The organism is Glaciecola punicea ACAM 611, from assembly GCF_000252165.1.
GTDB classification, from domain to species: Bacteria; Pseudomonadota; Gammaproteobacteria; order Enterobacterales; family Alteromonadaceae; genus Glaciecola; species Glaciecola punicea.
The window spans coordinates 75,514-94,631 of record NZ_BAET01000031.1; the positions used below are offsets into that span (position 1 = coordinate 75,514).

General features: G+C 43.8%; 13 protein-coding genes. 4 read left to right on the forward strand and 9 right to left on the reverse strand.

Annotated features, from left to right (window positions below; genetic code table 11):
• Positions 1-2: 2 nt before the first annotated feature.
• Entirely contained in the window at positions 3-1,817 is a 1,815-nt protein-coding gene (locus GPUN_RS12060) for an autotransporter assembly complex protein TamA (protein ID WP_040521078.1), read from the reverse strand.
• Positions 1,818-1,883: 66 nt separating this feature from the next.
• On the opposite strand from GPUN_RS12060, the gene GPUN_RS12065 reads away from it, so the two are divergent.
• Both GPUN_RS12065 and GPUN_RS12070 read left to right on the forward strand, forming a co-directional pair.
• The gene (locus tag GPUN_RS12065) at positions 1,884-2,117 is read left to right on the forward strand and encodes a hypothetical protein (protein ID WP_006007171.1); all 234 of its coding nucleotides are present in this window, start codon (positions 1,884-1,886) and stop codon (positions 2,115-2,117) included.
• A 351-nt stretch (positions 2,118-2,468) separates the two neighbouring features.
• Entirely contained in the window at positions 2,469-3,944 is a 1,476-nt protein-coding gene (locus GPUN_RS12070) for a capsule assembly Wzi family protein (protein WP_006007175.1), read from the forward strand.
• A 119-nt stretch (positions 3,945-4,063) separates the two neighbouring features.
• Here GPUN_RS12070 and hslU read toward each other — a convergent pair whose 3' ends face one another.
• The 4 genes from hslU to GPUN_RS12090 all read right to left on the reverse strand — a co-directional run bounded on the left by hslU (position 4,064) and on the right by GPUN_RS12090 (position 9,218).
• Entirely contained in the window at positions 4,064-5,392 is a 1,329-nt protein-coding gene (hslU, locus tag GPUN_RS12075) for an ATP-dependent protease ATPase subunit HslU (RefSeq protein ID WP_006007177.1), read from the reverse strand.
• A gap of 55 nt (positions 5,393-5,447) precedes the next feature.
• Positions 5,448-5,972, reverse strand: coding sequence for an ATP-dependent protease subunit HslV (hslV, locus tag GPUN_RS12080; RefSeq protein WP_006007179.1), 525 nt, complete (start codon positions 5,970-5,972; stop codon positions 5,448-5,450).
• Between the two features lie 228 nt (positions 5,973-6,200).
• A complete protein-coding gene (locus GPUN_RS12085) occupies positions 6,201-6,827 on the reverse strand; it encodes an SPOR domain-containing protein (RefSeq protein ID WP_006007181.1) in 627 nt (208 codons plus the stop codon).
• 93 nt (positions 6,828-6,920) lie between these two features.
• On the reverse strand, positions 6,921-9,218 hold the full coding sequence (locus GPUN_RS12090) for a primosomal protein N' (protein ID WP_006007183.1): 2,298 nt from the start codon (positions 9,216-9,218) through the stop codon (positions 6,921-6,923).
• Positions 9,219-9,548: 330 nt separating this feature from the next.
• Between GPUN_RS12090 and rpmE the strand changes: the two genes are divergently transcribed.
• A complete protein-coding gene (gene rpmE / locus GPUN_RS12095; RefSeq protein WP_006007185.1) occupies positions 9,549-9,761 on the forward strand; it encodes a 50S ribosomal protein L31 in 213 nt (70 codons plus the stop codon).
• 328 nt (positions 9,762-10,089) lie between these two features.
• On the opposite strand, the gene ahpF is transcribed toward rpmE, so the two are convergent.
• The 3 genes from ahpF to GPUN_RS12110 form a co-directional block, all read right to left on the reverse strand.
• On the reverse strand, positions 10,090-11,694 hold the full coding sequence (ahpF, locus tag GPUN_RS12100) for an alkyl hydroperoxide reductase subunit F (RefSeq protein ID WP_006007187.1): 1,605 nt from the start codon (positions 11,692-11,694) through the stop codon (positions 10,090-10,092).
• 363 nt (positions 11,695-12,057) lie between these two features.
• Positions 12,058-12,621 (reverse strand): alkyl hydroperoxide reductase subunit C, encoded by a 564-nt coding sequence (gene ahpC, locus GPUN_RS12105; protein ID WP_006007189.1) that lies wholly within the window; start codon positions 12,619-12,621, stop codon positions 12,058-12,060.
• A 223-nt stretch (positions 12,622-12,844) separates the two neighbouring features.
• On the reverse strand, positions 12,845-14,347 hold the full coding sequence (locus tag GPUN_RS12110) for a CYTH domain-containing protein (RefSeq protein WP_006007193.1): 1,503 nt from the start codon (positions 14,345-14,347) through the stop codon (positions 12,845-12,847).
• A gap of 133 nt (positions 14,348-14,480) precedes the next feature.
• Here GPUN_RS12110 and GPUN_RS12115 point away from each other — a divergent pair, with 133 nt between their 5' ends.
• Entirely contained in the window at positions 14,481-15,131 is a 651-nt protein-coding gene (locus tag GPUN_RS12115) for a TIGR04211 family SH3 domain-containing protein (protein ID WP_006007195.1), read from the forward strand.
• Positions 15,132-15,199: 68 nt separating this feature from the next.
• Here the strand turns inward: GPUN_RS12115 and putA are convergent, their stop codons facing one another.
• Positions 15,200-19,009 (reverse strand): bifunctional proline dehydrogenase/L-glutamate gamma-semialdehyde dehydrogenase PutA, encoded by a 3,810-nt coding sequence (gene putA / locus GPUN_RS12120; RefSeq protein ID WP_040521080.1) that lies wholly within the window; start codon positions 19,007-19,009, stop codon positions 15,200-15,202.
• Positions 19,010-19,118 lie beyond the last annotated feature (109 nt).

Genomic DNA, 19,118 nt, shown 5'->3' on the forward strand with positions numbered 1-19,118 from the left:
GTTTATAAGCCCGGACCAATTATTACGTGCAGCCGCCAACTGCGTTCAAAGCTTGACTCACCGCGCGCGACATATACTTGCACATCACCTATAGGCGAGAGCCACTGAGCGCCAACGCCGACGCCTGTTGATATATCACTGGCAAACTTACTGTTGGCACTTCCAGCGTCTATGAAAACGGCCGCTCGCCATTTTTCAGCCACCCTGTAAGCGTACTCTGCGCTTGCCACCGCTAAGTACTTGCCTCCTACTAACTCCTTTTCAAGTTTACCGTCTATTTCGACCATTTCAAATTCAGACACTTCGTTATATCCAAAACCACGAATACTTTGGTCACCACCGGCAAAAAACCGCTGGGTTGAGGGCACCCGCGTGAAATCACTGGTGGCAATAGCACCAGCATCGGCTCTGAGCGTAAAGCGGTGCTTATCAAACTGCCTGATCCACTTTGTCTTTGCCATCACTTTTAAAAAATCGATATCTGAAAGCACACTCTCACTCGCGCCCTGCACGGTAATCTGCTGACGATCGCCCCAGTTCACAAAAATATCACCGTCTTTACGGGTTCGGTTATATGTAAAACCGGGCATAACTAAGCGCGTGGTTCGCTTATCTTGCAAGCCTTGTATAAACGATTCTTGCTCTACCTTCACAAAGCCTATTTTATCCCAGTCGTTGTCTTGTTCTGCGCCCCACTGCCTCAACACTTCAAAGCTGACGTTATCACTTTGGGTCTGGTTTTCATCTGTCCTTTTAAGGCTAATTCGATAGTTTAAAAAGTCATTTAATGGATTAGCCTTAGGGACTCTGTATTCAAGACTCAATGCTTTTCTAGGGTTCGATAAATACACGTTAGCGCCAAGCGAGTGACCTTCTAAATTTACCCATGGGCGTCGCCAGTCGAAACTAATTCTAGCTTTTGTATCAGTTGAGAAACCAAGTCCTAATTGATACGAATCTTTGGGTTTGGGCTGCAGTATTAATTCAATTGGCACCATTTTATCAACACTTCTACTGGCGTTTGCTCGTGCAATCGCATTATCGAAGTAACCAGTGCTAGCTAAATCTATTGAATATTGACCAATTTTGGACTGATCAAAAAACGCACCTTTAGTGAAAGGCTTTACATTTTTAGCAATTGTTTCGCCACGAGTTTCTTGCAGAAATTCGACATCGCCAAAACGATAGCGCTCGCCTAAATTAAACAACCAATGCACGGTTGCCTCGCTGGCACTGCCGTTAGCATTTGGCAGAATAATGAGCTTATGTAATAAAAATTTAAAATCGAAATAACCATATAACAAAGCAAATGTACTTAACTGTCCTTTTAAGCTCTCATACAAATCGTGATTTAGTGGTTTGCCTTGCATAGCGCGAACCTGCTCAATTACACTCAATAGTTTTTGCGGCATATTTTGTGTTTGCTCGTTTGAAGAGCGCATAAAGTCGGCCTGAAGTATTACTCTATTTACGACCGTAATTTGCTTAAGCGTAATATTCAGCGTAAGCGTAAAGTCACCATTTTTGGCATATTGAACAGGCATTACATCAATATCAGCGTTGTAGTAGCCAAATGCTTGGATCGCTTTCTGCGCTTTGTTAGTGGCTTTGTTCTCAAAGTCGTCAACATCAAATTCAGACACAGGCAAATCAAGCTGTTTTATAAATAATGTGATGTTTTCTCTTATGTCCGAGGAATCGACGCCATTAATAGCAACGTCAATCGCCCGGCTTTTGAGGGGCACTAAGCTTAACGTCAGCAAGATCAGCAAGCTTAGGCTTAGGCTCAAAACCCGTTTTTGTGTAAGAGAATCCACTAACTTCCTTTTTATTTATGTAAAATAACATTCAAGCCTTTTGGTCAGTTACGTGAAAGGCTCTCCTTGGCTAGTATAATAATCACTGCAATGACGCAGATAACAGCACAAGGATGTGTAATTCAATTAATCATTACTCGCGTTTCACATTTTAACACTTTTGCTCAACATCCACTATGGAGAGTAATTATTAAAACGCAAACAACGCAATTATCGTTAATCGACACCAAGCAAGTAAACGGCGCTTGGGGCGGCGGTTGGAGCGGTCCAGGCCCCATACAAAGCTTCACCGAAGATTGATATTATGTTAGGTCAGGAAACCTCAGTAGAAGTTCAATTTATTGCAGCAGAAATTGAACTTCAGGGCAACATTGCCATTATTATCGACAGCCGCAATTGAAAATAGCAGGTCTTTGCCCAGTCGCAGGCAAAATGTGTCAATTCTGTTAGTGCTGTTAGTGCTGTTAAGTTTCATAACTTCAGCTAAAATGGCCGGCTCGCTCATTATGAGAAATAAACTGACATACCAAATACTGTCACAATCTTGTCCAGTATTATCGGGGTAAAGTAATGCACTGTTGAGCATATTTGGGATATAATTTAAGGAACTACTTTTTACGTTTTTCTGCAAGCACTTTTCAAGGACATAGTTTGATTCTCAATCGTTTTTCATTGTTAGCGGCCCTTATTCTCGCCTGTATGTTATTGAACCCAAAAGCACAGGCTTCTGCTTACATTGGCACCCAAGACAAACAGCTTCATTATGATCTGCAAACCTTGGTTGAATGGGGTTATTTAGACACCACCGTAAATACTTTTCCTGTGCCGTGGAAAGGCGTGGCGATTGCTTTGTCTGATTTATCTACAGATGGAATGTCCTTTCGCCCTTTGCAGGCCTACTTGCGCCTAAATCACTATTTATATCTAAACAAACAGCAGCAAAATCGTCGTTTCATTAGCCTGCAAGGCGCTAGCGACACCGTACGATTCCGTAGCTTAGACGACGGTGTAGAGGGTACAAACAAAATTACCGCTTCGAGTGAATTTTATTTTGGCCGTTTCTCGGGTCAGTTAGCAATGTCACATACTAACAGTGGCTCAAGCAAAACTTACTTAGACAACAGCTTTATTGCCTATCAGTTTGGCGACTGGAATTTACGCTTAGGCTCTATCGACCAGTGGTGGGGACCGGCGCAATCATCAAGCTTAATACTAAGCAACAATGCACGCCCCATTAAAGCTCTTGCACTTTCTCGCTCGGTTAACACAGCCTCACAAAATCCATTCTTTAGCTGGATAGGTCCTTGGTACTTCACCACGCAGATAGGTCAACTTGAAAAGGACCGTGCAGTGCCAAACGCAAAAATATTTATGAATAGATTAAACGCCCGGCCTATTAAAGGCTTAGAGCTTGGCTTATCTTGGGTGGCGATGTGGGGCGGCGACGGTGTGAATAATGGCTTTGAGGATTTTTTAGACGTGGTTACCTTTCAAACACTTTGCGTAAACGGCAGTGAGCAATGCGATGAATCGCTGCGCGGCAAGTCTGGCAATCACATTGGGAGCTTTGATATAAGCTACACGGCACAATTATTCGAGCGCCCGGTCACTTTTTATGTTCAGCGCGCAGGTGAAGACGTCTCAAATCACTTTAAAGTGAGCGACAATGCCAACCTAATTGGCATTTCAACTTACTTTAAAGGTGCAAAAGTGTTTCTAGAAACCAGTAATACAACGGTTTCGTGCGGTACGAATGCGCAAGTAAACGACTGTTTTTATGAAGATAGCCAGTATACCGATGGCTATCGGCTATATAAGCGAGCCATAGGCAGCACCTTTGACAGCGACGCGAAACAAATCACCCTAGGCACAAATTTTCGCTTCCAAAGCGGCGATACTGTGGAGTTATACCTCAGAAGCGTAACGCTTAATGAAGATGCTAGTAAACCCTCACCCGTAATTACCATCGGCAATACCGAAGAAGTGCTTGAACTATCAGGCTTTTATCAAAAACCTGTTGGAAACTGGTTGCTTAAAGTGGGGGGGTCCGTCGCTAAGCGTTCATTTGCTATGCAAAGCGATAGCGTTGATAGTGTTGTTTATGCAAAAGCTCAGTTTGCTTTTTAGTGAAGTATCTGCTTACGTTGCTTATCCTAAGCTGCTTTAATTTTATTAAGTCTCACATAAAAAAGCCTGTGTTAGTTTTGCTAAACACAGACTTGTAAGGCATCAGTTAACACACTAGCTTACAAAATAAAGCGTGATAAATCCTCGTTGTCTACCAGCGCTTGTAAGTGCTCATTTACGTAGCTTTCATCAATAATATATGATTCACCCGACTTGTCAGAGGCTTCAAAGGAAATATCTTCCATCAAGCGTTCTAGCACGGTATGCAGCCGCCTAGCCCCAATATTTTCAGTTCTTTCATTCACTTGCCAAGCAGCCTCTGCAATACGCTTTATGCCCGACTCATCGAAAGTAACCCCGACGCCTTCAGTGGCTAGCAGTGCTTTGTACTGCTCAGTTAACGACGCTTTTGGCTCGGTTAGTATTCTCACAAAATCACCGGTTGTTAAGGCTGACAACTCTACGCGAATAGGTAAACGGCCCTGCAATTCAGGAATAAGGTCAGAGGGCTTTGACATTTGAAACGCTCCCGAGGCAATAAACAAGATATGGTCAGTTTTAACCATACCATGCTTAGTCGACACCGTAGAGCCTTCCACTAAGGGCAATAAATCACGCTGTACGCCTTCGCGTGATATATCGGCGCCGCTGTTGTTGCCGCTCTTACATATTTTGTCAATTTCATCTATAAATACAATGCCGGTTTGCTCTAAAGATTCAATGGCATTTTCTTTTAAGTCTTCATTATTAATGAGCTTAGCAGACTCTTCTTCTACTAAGAGTTTAAAGGCGTCTTTAATTTTAAGCCTTTTTTTCTTCTTTTTATCACCCGACAGGTTTTGAAACATCCCCTGAAGCTGGTTGGTCATTTCTTCCATGCCAGGAGGCGCCATTATTTCCACGCCCACTTGAGGCAACGATACGCTTATCTCTATTTCCTTGTCATCAAGCGTGCCTTCGCGCAACTTCTTACGAAATACCTGCCGAGCGCCTCTGTCTTCAGCGGGCGCTTTTTCACCTGACGGACTCTCTGCTGGCGGAATTAAAATATCTAAAATACGCTCTTCTGCCGCCTCTTCGGCGCGATGTCTAACTTTTACAGCGGCACTTTCCTTGGTCATTTTTACCGCAATGTCGGCTAAATCACGAATAATAGATTCTACTTCTTTGCCTACATACCCCACTTCGGTAAATTTAGTTGCTTCTACTTTAATAAAGGGCGCGTTAGCTAACTTAGCTAGACGCCGTGCAATTTCCGTTTTACCTACGCCCGTAGGGCCAATCATTAAAATATTTTTAGGCGTGACTTCTTGACGAAGCTCTGGCTCAAGCTGCATTCTTCTCCAGCGGTTACGCAGCGCAATTGATACAGCCCGTTTGGCATCGGCTTGACCTATAATATGCTTGTCAAGCGCGTGTACAATTTCTCTAGGCGTCATTTCAGACATCAGTATTCCTTATAGGCAGACTTGTCAGCGCGATAAAAGCGCGGCTCAGTAGCATTTAGTAATCGAGGGTTTCTATGGTGTGGTTGCCATTAGTAAATACGCAAATATCGCCTGCTATCGACAGCGCTTTGTGGGCGATGTCCATTGCGCCCAGCTCAGTGTTGTTTAATAGAGCAATTGCCGCAGCTTGAGCAAATGGGCCGCCCGAACCTATTGCAATGAGGTCATTTTCGGGCTGAATAACATCGCCGTTTCCCGTAATTATCAACGAGGCCGAATGATCAGCCACCGCTAACAAGGCTTCCAAGCGGCGAAGCGCGCGGTCAGTACGCCAATCTTTAGCGAGCTCAACCGCTGCTTTCGTAAGATGACCCTGATGTTTTTCAAGTTTGCTTTCAAAACGTTCAAATAAGGTAAATGCATCGGCGGTGCCGCCAGCAAAGCCCGCCAGTACTTTGTCATGATATAAGCGACGGACTTTACGCGCGTTACCTTTCATTACTGTATTGCCAAGCGATACTTGCCCGTCACCGGCTACTACAACTTGATTGCCTCGGCGCACTGAAACAATAGTGGTCATTCTTATCTCCTGTGGAAAGCGCAAATAAGGGCGCAGCCCTCTTTTTCAAAATGATGTGTTCACATAGAAAACCTAAGCCTAAAAATGCTTTTGACGTAATCCAAGCGACATAAACGTAGTAAAGAGGTGGGGGAATTGTTTATATTTTCAAGCCGTTTACCACAAGATATTATGATTTGTGTGTATTGACTTGGTGTAAAACGATTACAACAAGATAACCAAGCTTTACTACCAAATTTTACATTCGTTTATATTTGCGCTGCGAAGCTGATGACGTTGCCTTTCTGCTTCACGTTTACGCTCATACGGCCCAAGCACTACTCTGAACCAAATGCCATTGCGACCATCGCTTTTGATTATCCTTGATTCCAGTCCTTGAAATGCGATTTTCGCTCGCAAGGTTTCGGCTCGCTCTATCGTCCTAAATGAACCACACTGTAATATAGAGTCTTGAGAGCTTTGCTTTGGTCCTGTGGCATCTACTTCCACCGAGTAATCGGGTAGGGAATCTATATACGCCCACTCTTCCTCACCCAGCACGGGCAGTTTTTCAAGCTCTAGGGGCTCATCTTCTATCACAGTCTCCAGCGTGTTTTCATTCATTTGGGCTGCGTTTAAATCATTGCCATCATTGTTTTGCCTATCCACAAGGGGTTCACTTACACCCCCAGCGCCTACATCGCTTGTCGTGCCAAGTCGATAGAGTCCAAAAATAAACAGACCCACCACGCATAGAGCAGCACCGACCTTTAACCAAGGCACAGGGGCATTAATTGACGAACTGCTGTTACGAGCACTGCGTTTCGCCGCCTGCTTTTTTGCTTGAGATCTTTGTACGTAATCTTTTTGAGCCATAATATGATGCTACTTTTTTATGATTGTGAATACGCGATAATGTAATCGTGGTCGCACAGTATAGGAAATTTACAGGAAGATTGCTGTAGTATTTTAACTAAAATCACTGGGCATTACGTCTATGCTCCAGCGCATTCTCGCCGCTAACTTGTGTTCTCCTAAAGCCTGCTTTGCCTGTGTCATAGCACGGTTTAAATACTGACGAGAACTACTTTGCACCACAGTGATGAAGCGATACCGCGTTTGCTTCTTTTCAACGCCAGCGGGAAAAGGACCCACATAGCTTAGCTGGCTAAATTGCGCCAATAGCTGGTTTGCATACTGCATAAACAGCATGATAAGCGCGGTGTCGCTGTGCTCGACACGCAAAGCTATTTGCCATGCTAAAGGCGGTAAATTAGCGCGATTTCGCTCTTGTAACAGTAGCCGAGAAAACTGTTCGTAGCCATTATTGACTAAATCTTGCAGTAAAGGATGGCCCACCTGATAGCTTTGTAACCATACCTCGCCTGGTTTATTCGCCCTGCCCGCGCGACCGCTAAACTGGGTAACAAGCTGCGCCAGTTTTTCAGGTGCCCTAAAGTCGCTGCTAAACAAAAAAGCGTCAACGTTTAAGATAATAGCCAAGGTCACATTGGGAAAGTGATGACCTTTAGACAAAATTTGCGTGCCAACGAGCAACTGGTGTTTATTTTGCCCAATGGCGCTCAACAGTTCGTTTAACTTTCGTTTACCCCTGGTGGAATCGCTATCAATGCGCACGCATGAATAGTTGGCAAAGCGCTTGGCTAACATATCCTGAATTTGCTCTGTACCGATCCCCTGAGTGGTGATATTACTTGAATGACACGTGCGGCATTTGTACACATAATCTTGATATTGACCGCATCTATGACACTGCAAATTATGTGAACTCAAATGCACCGTGTAAGGATTATCGCAGTCTTTACAACTTTCAACATGACCACACTGTTTACATATAAGCGCCGGCGCGTAACCTCTTCTATTAACATAAACAAGCACTTGGTTGCCTTGGCTTAACTGCTGTTCAATTCGCACCAGCATGCTGGGCGCAAGACCAGCCTCAAGCGGCACACCTGTTAGATCAAGTAGATGCTGGGTAGGTAAACTGGCGCTGCCAGCGCGTTTTTTCAAGCTCAAGTGCCTAAATTTATGGCTAAGCGCATTATGTAAACTTTCAAGGCTAGGTGTGGCGCTACCTAACACTAAACTTATGTTCGCCTGCTTAGCCCGGTAAGCCGCTACGTCTCTGGCATGATAACGCAGAGTGTCTTGCTGCTTAAAAGATTCATCGTGCTCTTCATCCACAATAATCATACCCGGCTTTGCTAAAGGCAAGAACACCGCAGAACGCGTGCCGATAACAATGCCTATTTGGTTATATTTTGCCTGCTGCCACACAGTTAAGCGCTCAAGATCGGTCAGTGCTGAATGCCAAACCGCAACAATATTACCGAAGCGTTGTTCAAAACGGCGCAACGTTTGTGGTGTTAATCCAATTTCCGGGACTAAAATTAGCACCTGCTTACCTTGCAGCAGCACTTCTTCAATAACCTGTAAGTAAACCTCTGTTTTACCGCTGCCGGTGACCCCTTCGAGCAAGAACGCCGTAAACTCAGTGGCTTGATTTATGCTAGCAATGGCTATGGCTTGTTCCGGATTAGCACGTTTTTTCTCAGCTAAAACAGCTTGTGTTGGCCACAAACCTAGTTCAGGCGGGGTTTCTTCAATATACGCGTGGCACTTGTCTATCAGCCCTTTTACGATAGTTGGGGAGTAATCAGCCTTCGCTTGAGAAAGCGCCAGTGGCTGTTCTTTTAGTGCTTGAAATAAAGCAAACTGACGTTTACTTTTATGCAGTTTTTTGATGTCTTCTTCGCTGACTTGATGCGCGCATAATTGTGCAAGTAGAGGCAGTTCTGCACTGATAGTTTTTAATTCTTCATTGGTATCAGCTTTTGTGTCTTCATTGATGACTTTTTTTGCCAGCGCCTTTGTACTGCTTACCTTTCTCAATAAAACAGGCAGCATACTGGCATATACTTCGCCCACGGGGTAAATATAAAAGTCAGCTAGCCAGTTCGCCAGTTTTATCATACTTGTTGAAAAAACTGGCGTTTCATCTATCAAACTAGTGAGGGGCTTTATTTTTGCGAGATCGTAATCGCTCTTATCTGCGCTACTAACGACTACTCCCACAAGGCTTTTCTTACCAAAAGGCACCACAACTCTACAGCCATTTTGAAAGGCGTGTAAATTTTTCGCAGAGCACGAATACTCAAACAATCTATCCAGCGGCACAGGTAGCGCCACCTGCACAAAGGCAAGCTCAGCAGCAGATTTCGATGTTTCTGTTTGGCTTAGTAACATAAAGATAGAATTAAAAACGAACCTGTTAACACGCTTTCGCGGATAAATTTACTGTTGTATTATAGCCTGACTACATCACTAGTACAGTGTAAATTATGATGCTTACAAACTATCATATTTTTATGTCATTAGGCACGCACTTCAAATAATTTTTGTGTCGCTTATTTATTTGCCTCATAAAGATAATCCTTGCTCCACAGGTTTAATTTGTATAGTATTCGTGCTCAAATTTTCAAGTATAGAATAATCTGTGCTTACATTTAATTAACATCGCTTGGTGTGCAACTTCGGGTTGTATAGCGAGGCGGCCTTAAATAAGAAAGGTATCCCATGAAAGCTAATATTCATCCTACGTACGAAGTAATGACAGCAACGTGTTCTTGTGGCAACATCATGAAAATACGCTCTACTTTAGGTAAAGATATTAATTTAGACGTCTGTTCAGAGTGCCATCCATTCTATACTGGTAAGCAGCGTACCTCTGATACTGGTGGTCGTGTTGACCGCTTCAAGAAGCGTTTTGGTGCGATTAGCAAGAAGTAAATATACGGCGTGCCGTCTACTTTGTCGCAATAAAAAAGCCGCACATTCTGCGGTTTTTTTATACGCGCTATATTATTCAAATTTCAACGCAAATATAGCAAGGCCATACTTCTTCTTCGCAACATGATAAAAAGTTCAGTTCATCAAGCCCTTAGCGTAGCAAATTTTAAGATGAATGAAATACTTTTTGTGTAACTAAAAAAGTTTACTTAATAATGCTTAAGTAAATGAATAATTACGCATTAGCAGTTGTGTTGAAGTGGGAGGTTTACAAACAAAAAACGCCGCTATCTCTAAGATAGCGGCGTTTACTATAAGCCTAAACGTACTAGGCTGCTTGCTCGTCTAGTTCCTCTACCTCAACTGGGGCGGGATTCATCAACAAATAATCAAATGCGGCTAAAGATGCTTTAGTACCTTCACCTATTGCCACCACAATTTGCTTGTAGGGAACAGTCGTTACATCGCCACAGGCAAATATGCCAGATTCACTCGTTGCGCCTTTTTCGTTAATAAGTACCTCGCCGTGCTTGGTTAAATCTACCACGCCTTGGAGCACTTTTGAATTTGGCACAAGCCCAATTTGCACGAATATACCGTGTAGTTTCTGCTGGTGCACTTCGTTGGTCGCACGGTCGATGTATTCAATGGCGGTTACTTTACCATTTTCAGCAATAACCTGTTTAGTCGCCGCGTTTTTCACAACCGATACATTTGTGCGCTTGTAAAGTTGGTCAATTAATACTTTGTCAGCCTTTAATTCAGGCATAAACTCATACACTGTGACCGATTTAACAATGCCTGCCAAATCAAGAGCGGCTTCTACGCCAGAGTTACCGCCGCCAATTACCGCCACATCTTTACCCTTATAGAACGGACCATCGCAGTGGGGACAATAGGCTACGCCGTTGCCAATATTTTCTTTTTCACCAGGTACTCCCAACTCACGCCAGTTGGCCCCTGTGGCAATAATGATGCTGCGGGTTTTGAATACCTCGCCGTTGCTTAAGGTAAGGGTTTTAATCATTCCTTTTTCAATTTTGTCTACCCGCATGTGCTCTTTTTTGGTGATTTCATGCTGATCTAAGTGATTTACTAATGAACCTGTTAATTCTGGCCCTGTGGTGTACTTCACTGAAATTAAGTTTTCAATACCCATAGTGTCTTTGACTTGACCACCAAAACGGTCAGCCACAATAGTCACCTTAAGGCCTTTACGCGCTGCGTATATCGCTGCTGATATGCCAGCAGGTCCTCCGCCTATGACGGTAACGTCTTGCATCGGCATTTTAGGCGCGTCAATGTCAGAACCAACGGCTAATATTTCTGGCTGTGCGGCGCTGAGCTTTTCGATAATTCCCGCGATTTCTACTTTACCACTGGCAAATACTTTACCGTTCATAAACACCGTGGGCACGCCTTGAATTTTGTTTTGCTCAACAAGATCAGGATATACGCCGCCATCAATCATTTCAGCTTCAATATTTGGGTTTAACAAAGCAAACTGATTCATTGCTTGCACTACATCGGGGCAAGCATGACAGCTAAGGCTGATATAAACTTGAAATTTGAGCTTGTCTTTTACTTTTTTGACCATGTTTTGAATGCTCTCATCGAGCTTAAGTTTACTGCCGCCGGCTTGCAAAATAGCCAGTATTAAAGAATTGAACTCATGACCACCGGGTACGCCAGAAAAAGTGATGCCAGTATCTTTGCCGTTAGCCTGGACGGCAAAGCTCACTGCGCTTCGAAGTACGCCGCTGCGATCTTCTTCCACTACTGAGATTTTACTTGAGGTGGTGGCTAGCTGATTCAGCATTTCCATTAGTTCGCTGCGCTTTTCGTGCTGGCCTGTTTGTACAACAAACGTAATGTCGTTTTTTAAGTCTTTCATATAACCCTGTAGGGCTGTCAAAATGTCTTGTGTTAGCATGTTGTAAAACTCCTGTGGTAATTACTAAACAGCGAAACGTTTAATGCTTTCGCCTGTAAATGTGTATGCCTTAACTGCTATTTTTTGTAAAAACTCGCTTTGAATAGTAAAGATCATCTGAGTTTTTATATTTCAGCAGTATTAATGCTGAATAAAATATGTCGAGAAATAAAAAGATGTTGTCGTTATTGTCGTTATTGTCGTTATTGTCTGTAATGACGCTATAACTTTCGCCATCTACAGATACAACAGCAGATTTTTATTTCCTGAGCTTATAATTGTTAGCGCTGACTTACCCGTAACCTTAAAAAAAAATACTCGCAGGGAAACCTGCGAGCGTCTAATGAATATCTCTAGATACGCTTAGATTTTTCCGACTAGGTCTAAGCTCGGTGTTAAGGTTGCTTGACCCTGTTCCCATGCGGCTGGACATACTTCTCCGTCGTTGTTGGCAACATACTGAGCGGCTTTTACTTTGCGAAGCATATCTTTGGCGCTGCGTCCTATGCCTAAGTCATGAATTTCAGCTACTTTTACAATACCGTCTGGGTTAGCTAAGAAAGTACCACGAAGAGCACGACCTTCTTCTTCAATTAATACGTCAAAAGCACGAGACAAGACAAATACGTTGTCTGACAACAGTGGATATTTTACTTTGCTAATGGCATCAGAGGTGTCATGCCAAGCTTTGTGTACAAAATGCGAATCAGTAGATACGCCATATACCTCGACACCAAGTTCATTTAATTCGCTGTGAATTTTGGCCATATCTTCTAGCTCAGTAGGGCATACAAAGGTAAAATCTGCTGGGTAAAACAAGAAAATTGACCACTTGCCTTTAACGTCCTCGCTGGTGATAGTCTTGAATTCGCCATCGTGAAAAGCGTCTACAGAAAAATCGGGGATCATTTGGTTAATTATTGACATTACTAGTTTCCTTTTTGGTTAAAATTAACAACATATGAGTAAATATATAAAGCGGTAATAAATGTGCATTGCGTTGTGTTTGAATCAACCTGCAGTTTGCTAAAACGCTTTTTCATATGTCTTTACGTTAAGCGTGAATATACAGATGTTTTTGTACGTAATAAAATGAAAAGAAACGATGCGCTTAATCTAAAAAAACGATTAACGCCTTCATTAAATTATGCTACCAGTATGTGTCGGCATCCATAGCCACTTCACGAGTCTGCTCCATCACCTTCACTACACTGTTAACTTTATCGTTAATCCAAGATGAAAAGTCTGCTTTGTCTTCTGTATCAAGATCGCTAAGTGCATCTTGGAGAAGATTAAGACACTTAAGCTCTCTTACGCCTGTGGCTAAATCAAGCCAAGGGGCTCTAAAATGACCACGACTATCCATGAATAGATCAGCCAGTAAAAAGCCCTTGAGAAGCGAATGTCGAAGCAGCGCATCGAGCGCTAAATACTGCTTACTGTCCATACTTGTATCTTTTGGGAGCGACTGCTGCACCGTTTGCCACGACTGTGACAGCCAGCCCTTAGCGTGCTTTTTCACGTTAACATCATGATGGCCTGAGTTTTGCGCCCGCCATGGCTTGTCGAGCAGTACACGCGAAGCAGCGAGCTGGACACCGGTGCTAAGCACCGACATATTTAATTCATTTGGTTTGTGGGCATTAAGTAAACCTTCTCGACGTCCCATTAAATAGTTCATAAGATTTTGATTGCGCGGAATTTTGCGACTAAACGGCCCTTTTTTGGACCGCAGTTGGTGAATACTTTCTAGTTGCTCCTGCCAAGCCCAAGCTTGTGCAAGCGTTAACAGCTGTTTATGTAGATCAAGTAACTCTTTACACTGCAGTATAGGCAAGTATAGCGCGATCCCTTGCAGCAACAACTGTACGCTTTCATAAATTTCACGCAGCGCTTTTCGGTTGCGGCTTTGTGAGTATATCTGCTGATGATGCTGCCAGTGATTCAGCGCAAGTTCTACTGTTTTACAAAAGGCCCGCTCGCAGCTGTCATTCATATCCAATGGTAAAAACAACGGTAAGGATGTAATTTCAGGAATGCGCCCATGCAGCAGTTGATAGCCCCGAGCTGCTTTGGTAACGTTGCTGAGCCTGCATGGTACATGCTTAATAAGCTGCTGGGCTATATCGAATAATGCCGTAGGATCCCCTCTCACCAACTCAAGTTCTATTTCACAAATAGGCAAGCTGTCTTGACCTTTTTTCACTTCGCCCAAGTCAAACACTAGCTCAAGGCTGTATTTATCCGTACTTATATCAAATGTGGTGCGTTCAAAGTGAGTTGAAAAAAGCCCTTGAAGCTTGTCGTTCACGGCTTTAATATCAATGTCTTGGGTCCAAATTTGGGGATCAAACTTGCTCAGATCTGGGATCGCAGAGTCTAAGTCAACGTTATATTCTGGGCGCTGATGCAAACCGCCTTCTGCCGTACCTTTCGTTTTTATAGTTTGTTCATACTGTTGATTGCGCGAGCGCACTCTGCAGCCCATTTTTCTTTTGCCAAAAAACTCATCTGGGGTATCATAGTATTCATTGTATAAATGCGCGTGGCTTTGTTCTATTTGAATATTTTGTTTGCGTAAGGTGGGGAGCACTTTAGCTTCAAAAAGCGATAGGGCGTTTTGATTTGATATAAGTTTAAGTTCTATTTCCATAAAATATACTACAGGCTTGCGCATAAGCGACTATAATCAGTATATAAAATCATAGCACATTCATTAGCTTGTTATTAACATTACCTGAGCTTACTCTTTTTAAATATTACACCATTGGAATAAATACGCATCTATGCAAAAGCCTGCCTATCTTGCAATTTTAGTTTGTCTTACTTTACTATATAGCGTAAGTGGCGAAAGCCAAGCGCAAACAGACGCCGTTAGCAATGAAGCCGAAAAGCGAGACCAACCCAGCGACCAAAATGGCGACTTTAGATGGGTTTCTGACAAGCTATTTACCTATTTGCGCGCAGGTCCAGGCACCAACTACCGCTTACTAGGTTCAATTACCGCTGGTACTAAAGTGCAACTACTACAGACAAACAGCGAAGACGGTTTTGCTGAAATTATTGATGATAGACAGCGTACCGGCTGGATAGAGCTAAAGTTTGTCAGCCCTAGTCAATCAGCCAAAGAGCAGCTTGAAGATGTTGCAGCTTCGTTAACACAACAAAACACAAAAGTGGCGAACCTGCAGGCAGAGTTAAGCGCTAATGCGCTTAACCTTGAATCGCTTAATACACAAAAGAATAAGTTCAACAGACAAGTGACACGGCAGCTAGAAGAAATTGCGCGTTTAAACGAAACCATAGAAAAACGGGGGCGATCAAACAGCATTGAGTGGTTCACCCGCGGTGCAATACTCGGGGTTGTTGCCTTGCTTATTGGCTATATCATTGGCTTATTTGGACGTAAGCGTAAGTCAAGCGGCCGACTAATATAATAAAAATGCCCGTTTAAAAAATATAAAACAGGCATTTTAAAGCTTCATTTGACCATCAAAGTTTCAAGCTACTCGTCGTCTTCCGTCATGGTCATTAGCGACGTATTACCGCCTGAGGCAGTAGTGTCTACGCTAACTGTTTTTTCAGTGAGTAAGCGACCAATCATATTGTCGTTATGCTCAGCAGTAATAACCGGTAGTATTGCACCATCTCTTAAGGCCATCTTTTGCACAAAACGAGAGGTTCTAGACGTACTGCTATCTACTACCATGCCCGCAATATCTTTGTGTTCAAGTAAGGCTTCAAGGTGCTTCAAACGTGCCACTTGGAATACGCCTTTTGGCGCCCCCGTGCTCTCAAATTTATCTTTATACGTAAGCGCTTCTTCATAAAACAAGTCAGACACTACCGCAACCACCACATTTCCGGTAGCAAGTGCGGTTACAATAGACAGGGTCCAATACTCAAAGGCCACTTCTTTGTCGGCGAAGGTGACCAAAATACCTCTTGGCTCTAAATGTAGAGTGTTGCTTTCACCCGTTGGCCCAGGCAGCACCTGTGGCTTCTTCAAGCGCTTTTCAACAGACAGTAGCTGGGAACGGGCGCTTGCTAAGGTAGAGTTTAAATCTTCCGCAAGCTCCTCAACAATGTCGACCGTTGCAATTTTGGCCAACAGTTGGCGAACCGCCGACAATCTTGACGTTAAGGTGCTTAATCGCCATTCTTGCACTACTTTATTAGCTCGCGTCATCATGTCAGCTACTTCGCTATGCGACTTTTCATCGCTCATTAAGGCCGGATCATGGGTAAAGCCGTCAGCAAACTCTTCACCAACGCCGACTAAATTAGGCGTAACTTTTTCCATCATTAAGCGCGGCAAGTAGTTCGGTCCGCCTGCCTTAGGGCCGGTGCCGGACAGGCCGCGTCCGCCAAAGGGTTGTACGCCAACTATTGCTCCAATCATGTTGCGGTTGATATACACATTACCCGCACCTGACAGTTGCGCTAACTCGTAGGCCCGCTCTTCAATGCGCGTGTGAATTCCCATTGTTAAGCCATAGCCAGTGGCATTTATTTGGTCCATGACTTTCAGTAAGTCACCGCCTTTATAACGCACAATATGTATGCAAGGTCCAAATACTTCTTTTGTTAATACGCTCAAATCACTAATTTCAAATAAATGCGGTGCAAAGAAAGTACCGTCTAAACTCGCGTCTAATTCGCATTTATATAAAAGCTTGCCTTTTTGCTGCATAAAAACTTCGTGCTCGGTAAGCGCTTTTAAAGCTTTTTCATCAATAACAGGACCAAGATCAGTCGACAACCACTGTGGGTCGCCTATACTGAGCTCTTTCATCGCCCCAATAATCATTTCAATAATGTCATCGGCAACTACGTCCTGTAAAAATAAAACACGCAGAGCCGAGCAGCGCTGGCCAGCGCTTCTAAAGCCCGACGTCACAACATCATCTACCACCTGCTCTGGCAGCGCTGTAGAGTCAACTATCATGCAGTTTTGCCCGCCAGTTTCAGCAATAAGCGGCACTTGCGTAGAAGCACGTTGGGCCAAGGTGCGTGATATTAACGTGCCTGTTTGGGTGGAGCCTGTGAATATTACACCTGCAATACGTTCGTCAGGCAGTAAGGTGTTGCCAACCTGCGGACCGGTAGAAATGACCATTTGCAGCGCCTCTTTTGGCAAGCCAACGGCATACATTAACTCAGCCGCACGCATAGCGATTAAGCTAGTTTGTTCTGCTGGTTTAGCCACGACGGTGTTGCCAGTTGCCAACGCCGCCACTACCTGGCCTAAAAAGATTGCCAAGGGGAAGTTCCACGGGCTTATACATAAAATAACGCCGCGTGGTGTGAGCCTATTATCAGGGTCTATTTTTTGTGCTTCAACGGCATAGTAGCGCGCAAAATCGACCGCTTCGCGTACTTCATCCACGCTGTCTTCGGTAATTTTACCGGCTTCTTTTATGCATAAACCAATCAGCTCGTCCATGTGGCGCTCTAAAATATCAGCCACACGCATGAGTATCTCACAGCGATGGGTGACTGGCGTGTTCGACCAACTGGCAAAAGCATCATGCGCAATAGCAAGTTTGGCTAGCATTTGCTCAGGGCTATCAAAATGGTGGTGGCCCACAATTTCAGACAACTTAGCGGGGTTGCGCACAATATAGTCTGCGCTATCGCTTATTTGAAGACTGCTGGTATGTAAATCAAACCATTTAGCGATGTTAGCTGACATATCCGTTAACTTATTAATGTCGTAAACATCGAAACCTTTAGAGTTTAAGCGGCTATCGCCATACAGGTTAATCGGCATTGTTATTTGAGTGTTGACTCTTTTAGCCAGTCTTTGGGTAAATTCTACGGGGTCACTTAATAATTCTTCAACTGCTTTCTTTTCGTCCACTATGGCATTAACAAACGAAGAGTTCGCCCCGTTTTCAAGTAATCTTCTGACCAAATAGGCGAGTAAGTCTTCGTGCTGACCCACTGGTGCATAAACACGGCATTGAATCCCTTCTTCCTTTACGATTTGGTCATATAATGTGTCGCCCATACCGTGCAAGCATTGAAACTCAAAACCTTCTTTGTCGTCTCCAGCAAGTTCAATAATAACCGAGGCGGTATAGGCATTATGTGTTGCAAACTGCGGATAAATAGAGTCGCGGTAAGCAAGTAAGCGGTTGGCACATGCATGATAAGACACGTCGGTGGATGCTTTTCGGGTAAACACTGGAAAATCTTCATATCCGCCTTGCTGGGTGTGTTTAATTTCGGTATCCCAATAAGCACCTTTTACTAGGCGCACCATCATCTTTTTATTGACTCGGGTGGTAATCTCACGTATCCACTCAATCACAAAAATAGCGCGTTTTTGGTATGACTGAACCGCCAAGCCAAAGCCCTGCCAGTCGTCAAGGTCGGGATCACTAAACACTTTTTCAATAATATCTAATGATATTTCCAAACGCTCCGACTCTTCCGCGTCGACCGTTAAGCCGATGTTATGTTTTTTAGCCTGTAGGCACAGCTTCTTTAAGCGATCGCAAATTTCCGGCACTACCTTTTCGTACTTCACATAATCGTAGCGCGGATGAATGGCTGAAAGTTTCACCGAAATACCAGGACTACGACGAGGACCTTTGCCTGCACCTGCTTTTCCGATGACTTCTATGGCATCACTGTAGGCCTTGAAATAGCGGTCTGCGTCGGCAAAAGTCCGAGCGCCTTCGCCTAACATGTCGTAAGAATATACATAGCCCGCTTTTTCTTTGTCTTGTGCGCGCTTTACAGCGTCTTCTATGGTTTCACCCATCACAAACTGCTTGCCCATTACTTTCATAGCAATGTTCATAGCACGGCGAATTACAGGCTCGCCCATACGGCCTAGCGTTTTCTTTAACAAGCCAAACTGCGCTTTTTTACGCACGTTGGTATAGTTCACCATGTTTCCGGTAAACATGAGTCCCCACGCAGCTGCATTGACGAACATCGAGTCGCTGTTGCCTAAGTGACTCGACCACTGACCGTTAGCTAACTTGTCTCTTATAAGTTGGTCTTGCGTGTGCTTGTCTGGCACGCGCAACAAAGCTTCAGCCAAACACATTAGCACGACGCCTTCTTCTGAAGATAGTGAATACTCTTGAAGCAGCGCATCTACCCCGCCGTGACCTTCTTGTTCTTTACGGATCCGCAATACCAAGGTACGAGCACGCTCCCATGCACGACTTCTTGCCCTCATACTTACCTCAGCTTCTGGTAAAATATGCTCCACAACCTGAGCTTCATTAATCCGATAAAAGTCTCGGATTTTTTGCCTAGTAGTCGAATGGGTCGCAAGACTTGTGTTTATGAGCATGTAGCACCTCTAAATAATGGTAAAAGTCGTATTTAAAACAATGTGAACGTGTTAAATTTCGCCGTACAATAATCGTTATCAATGTAATAAGCTACCTAAGTCGAATATT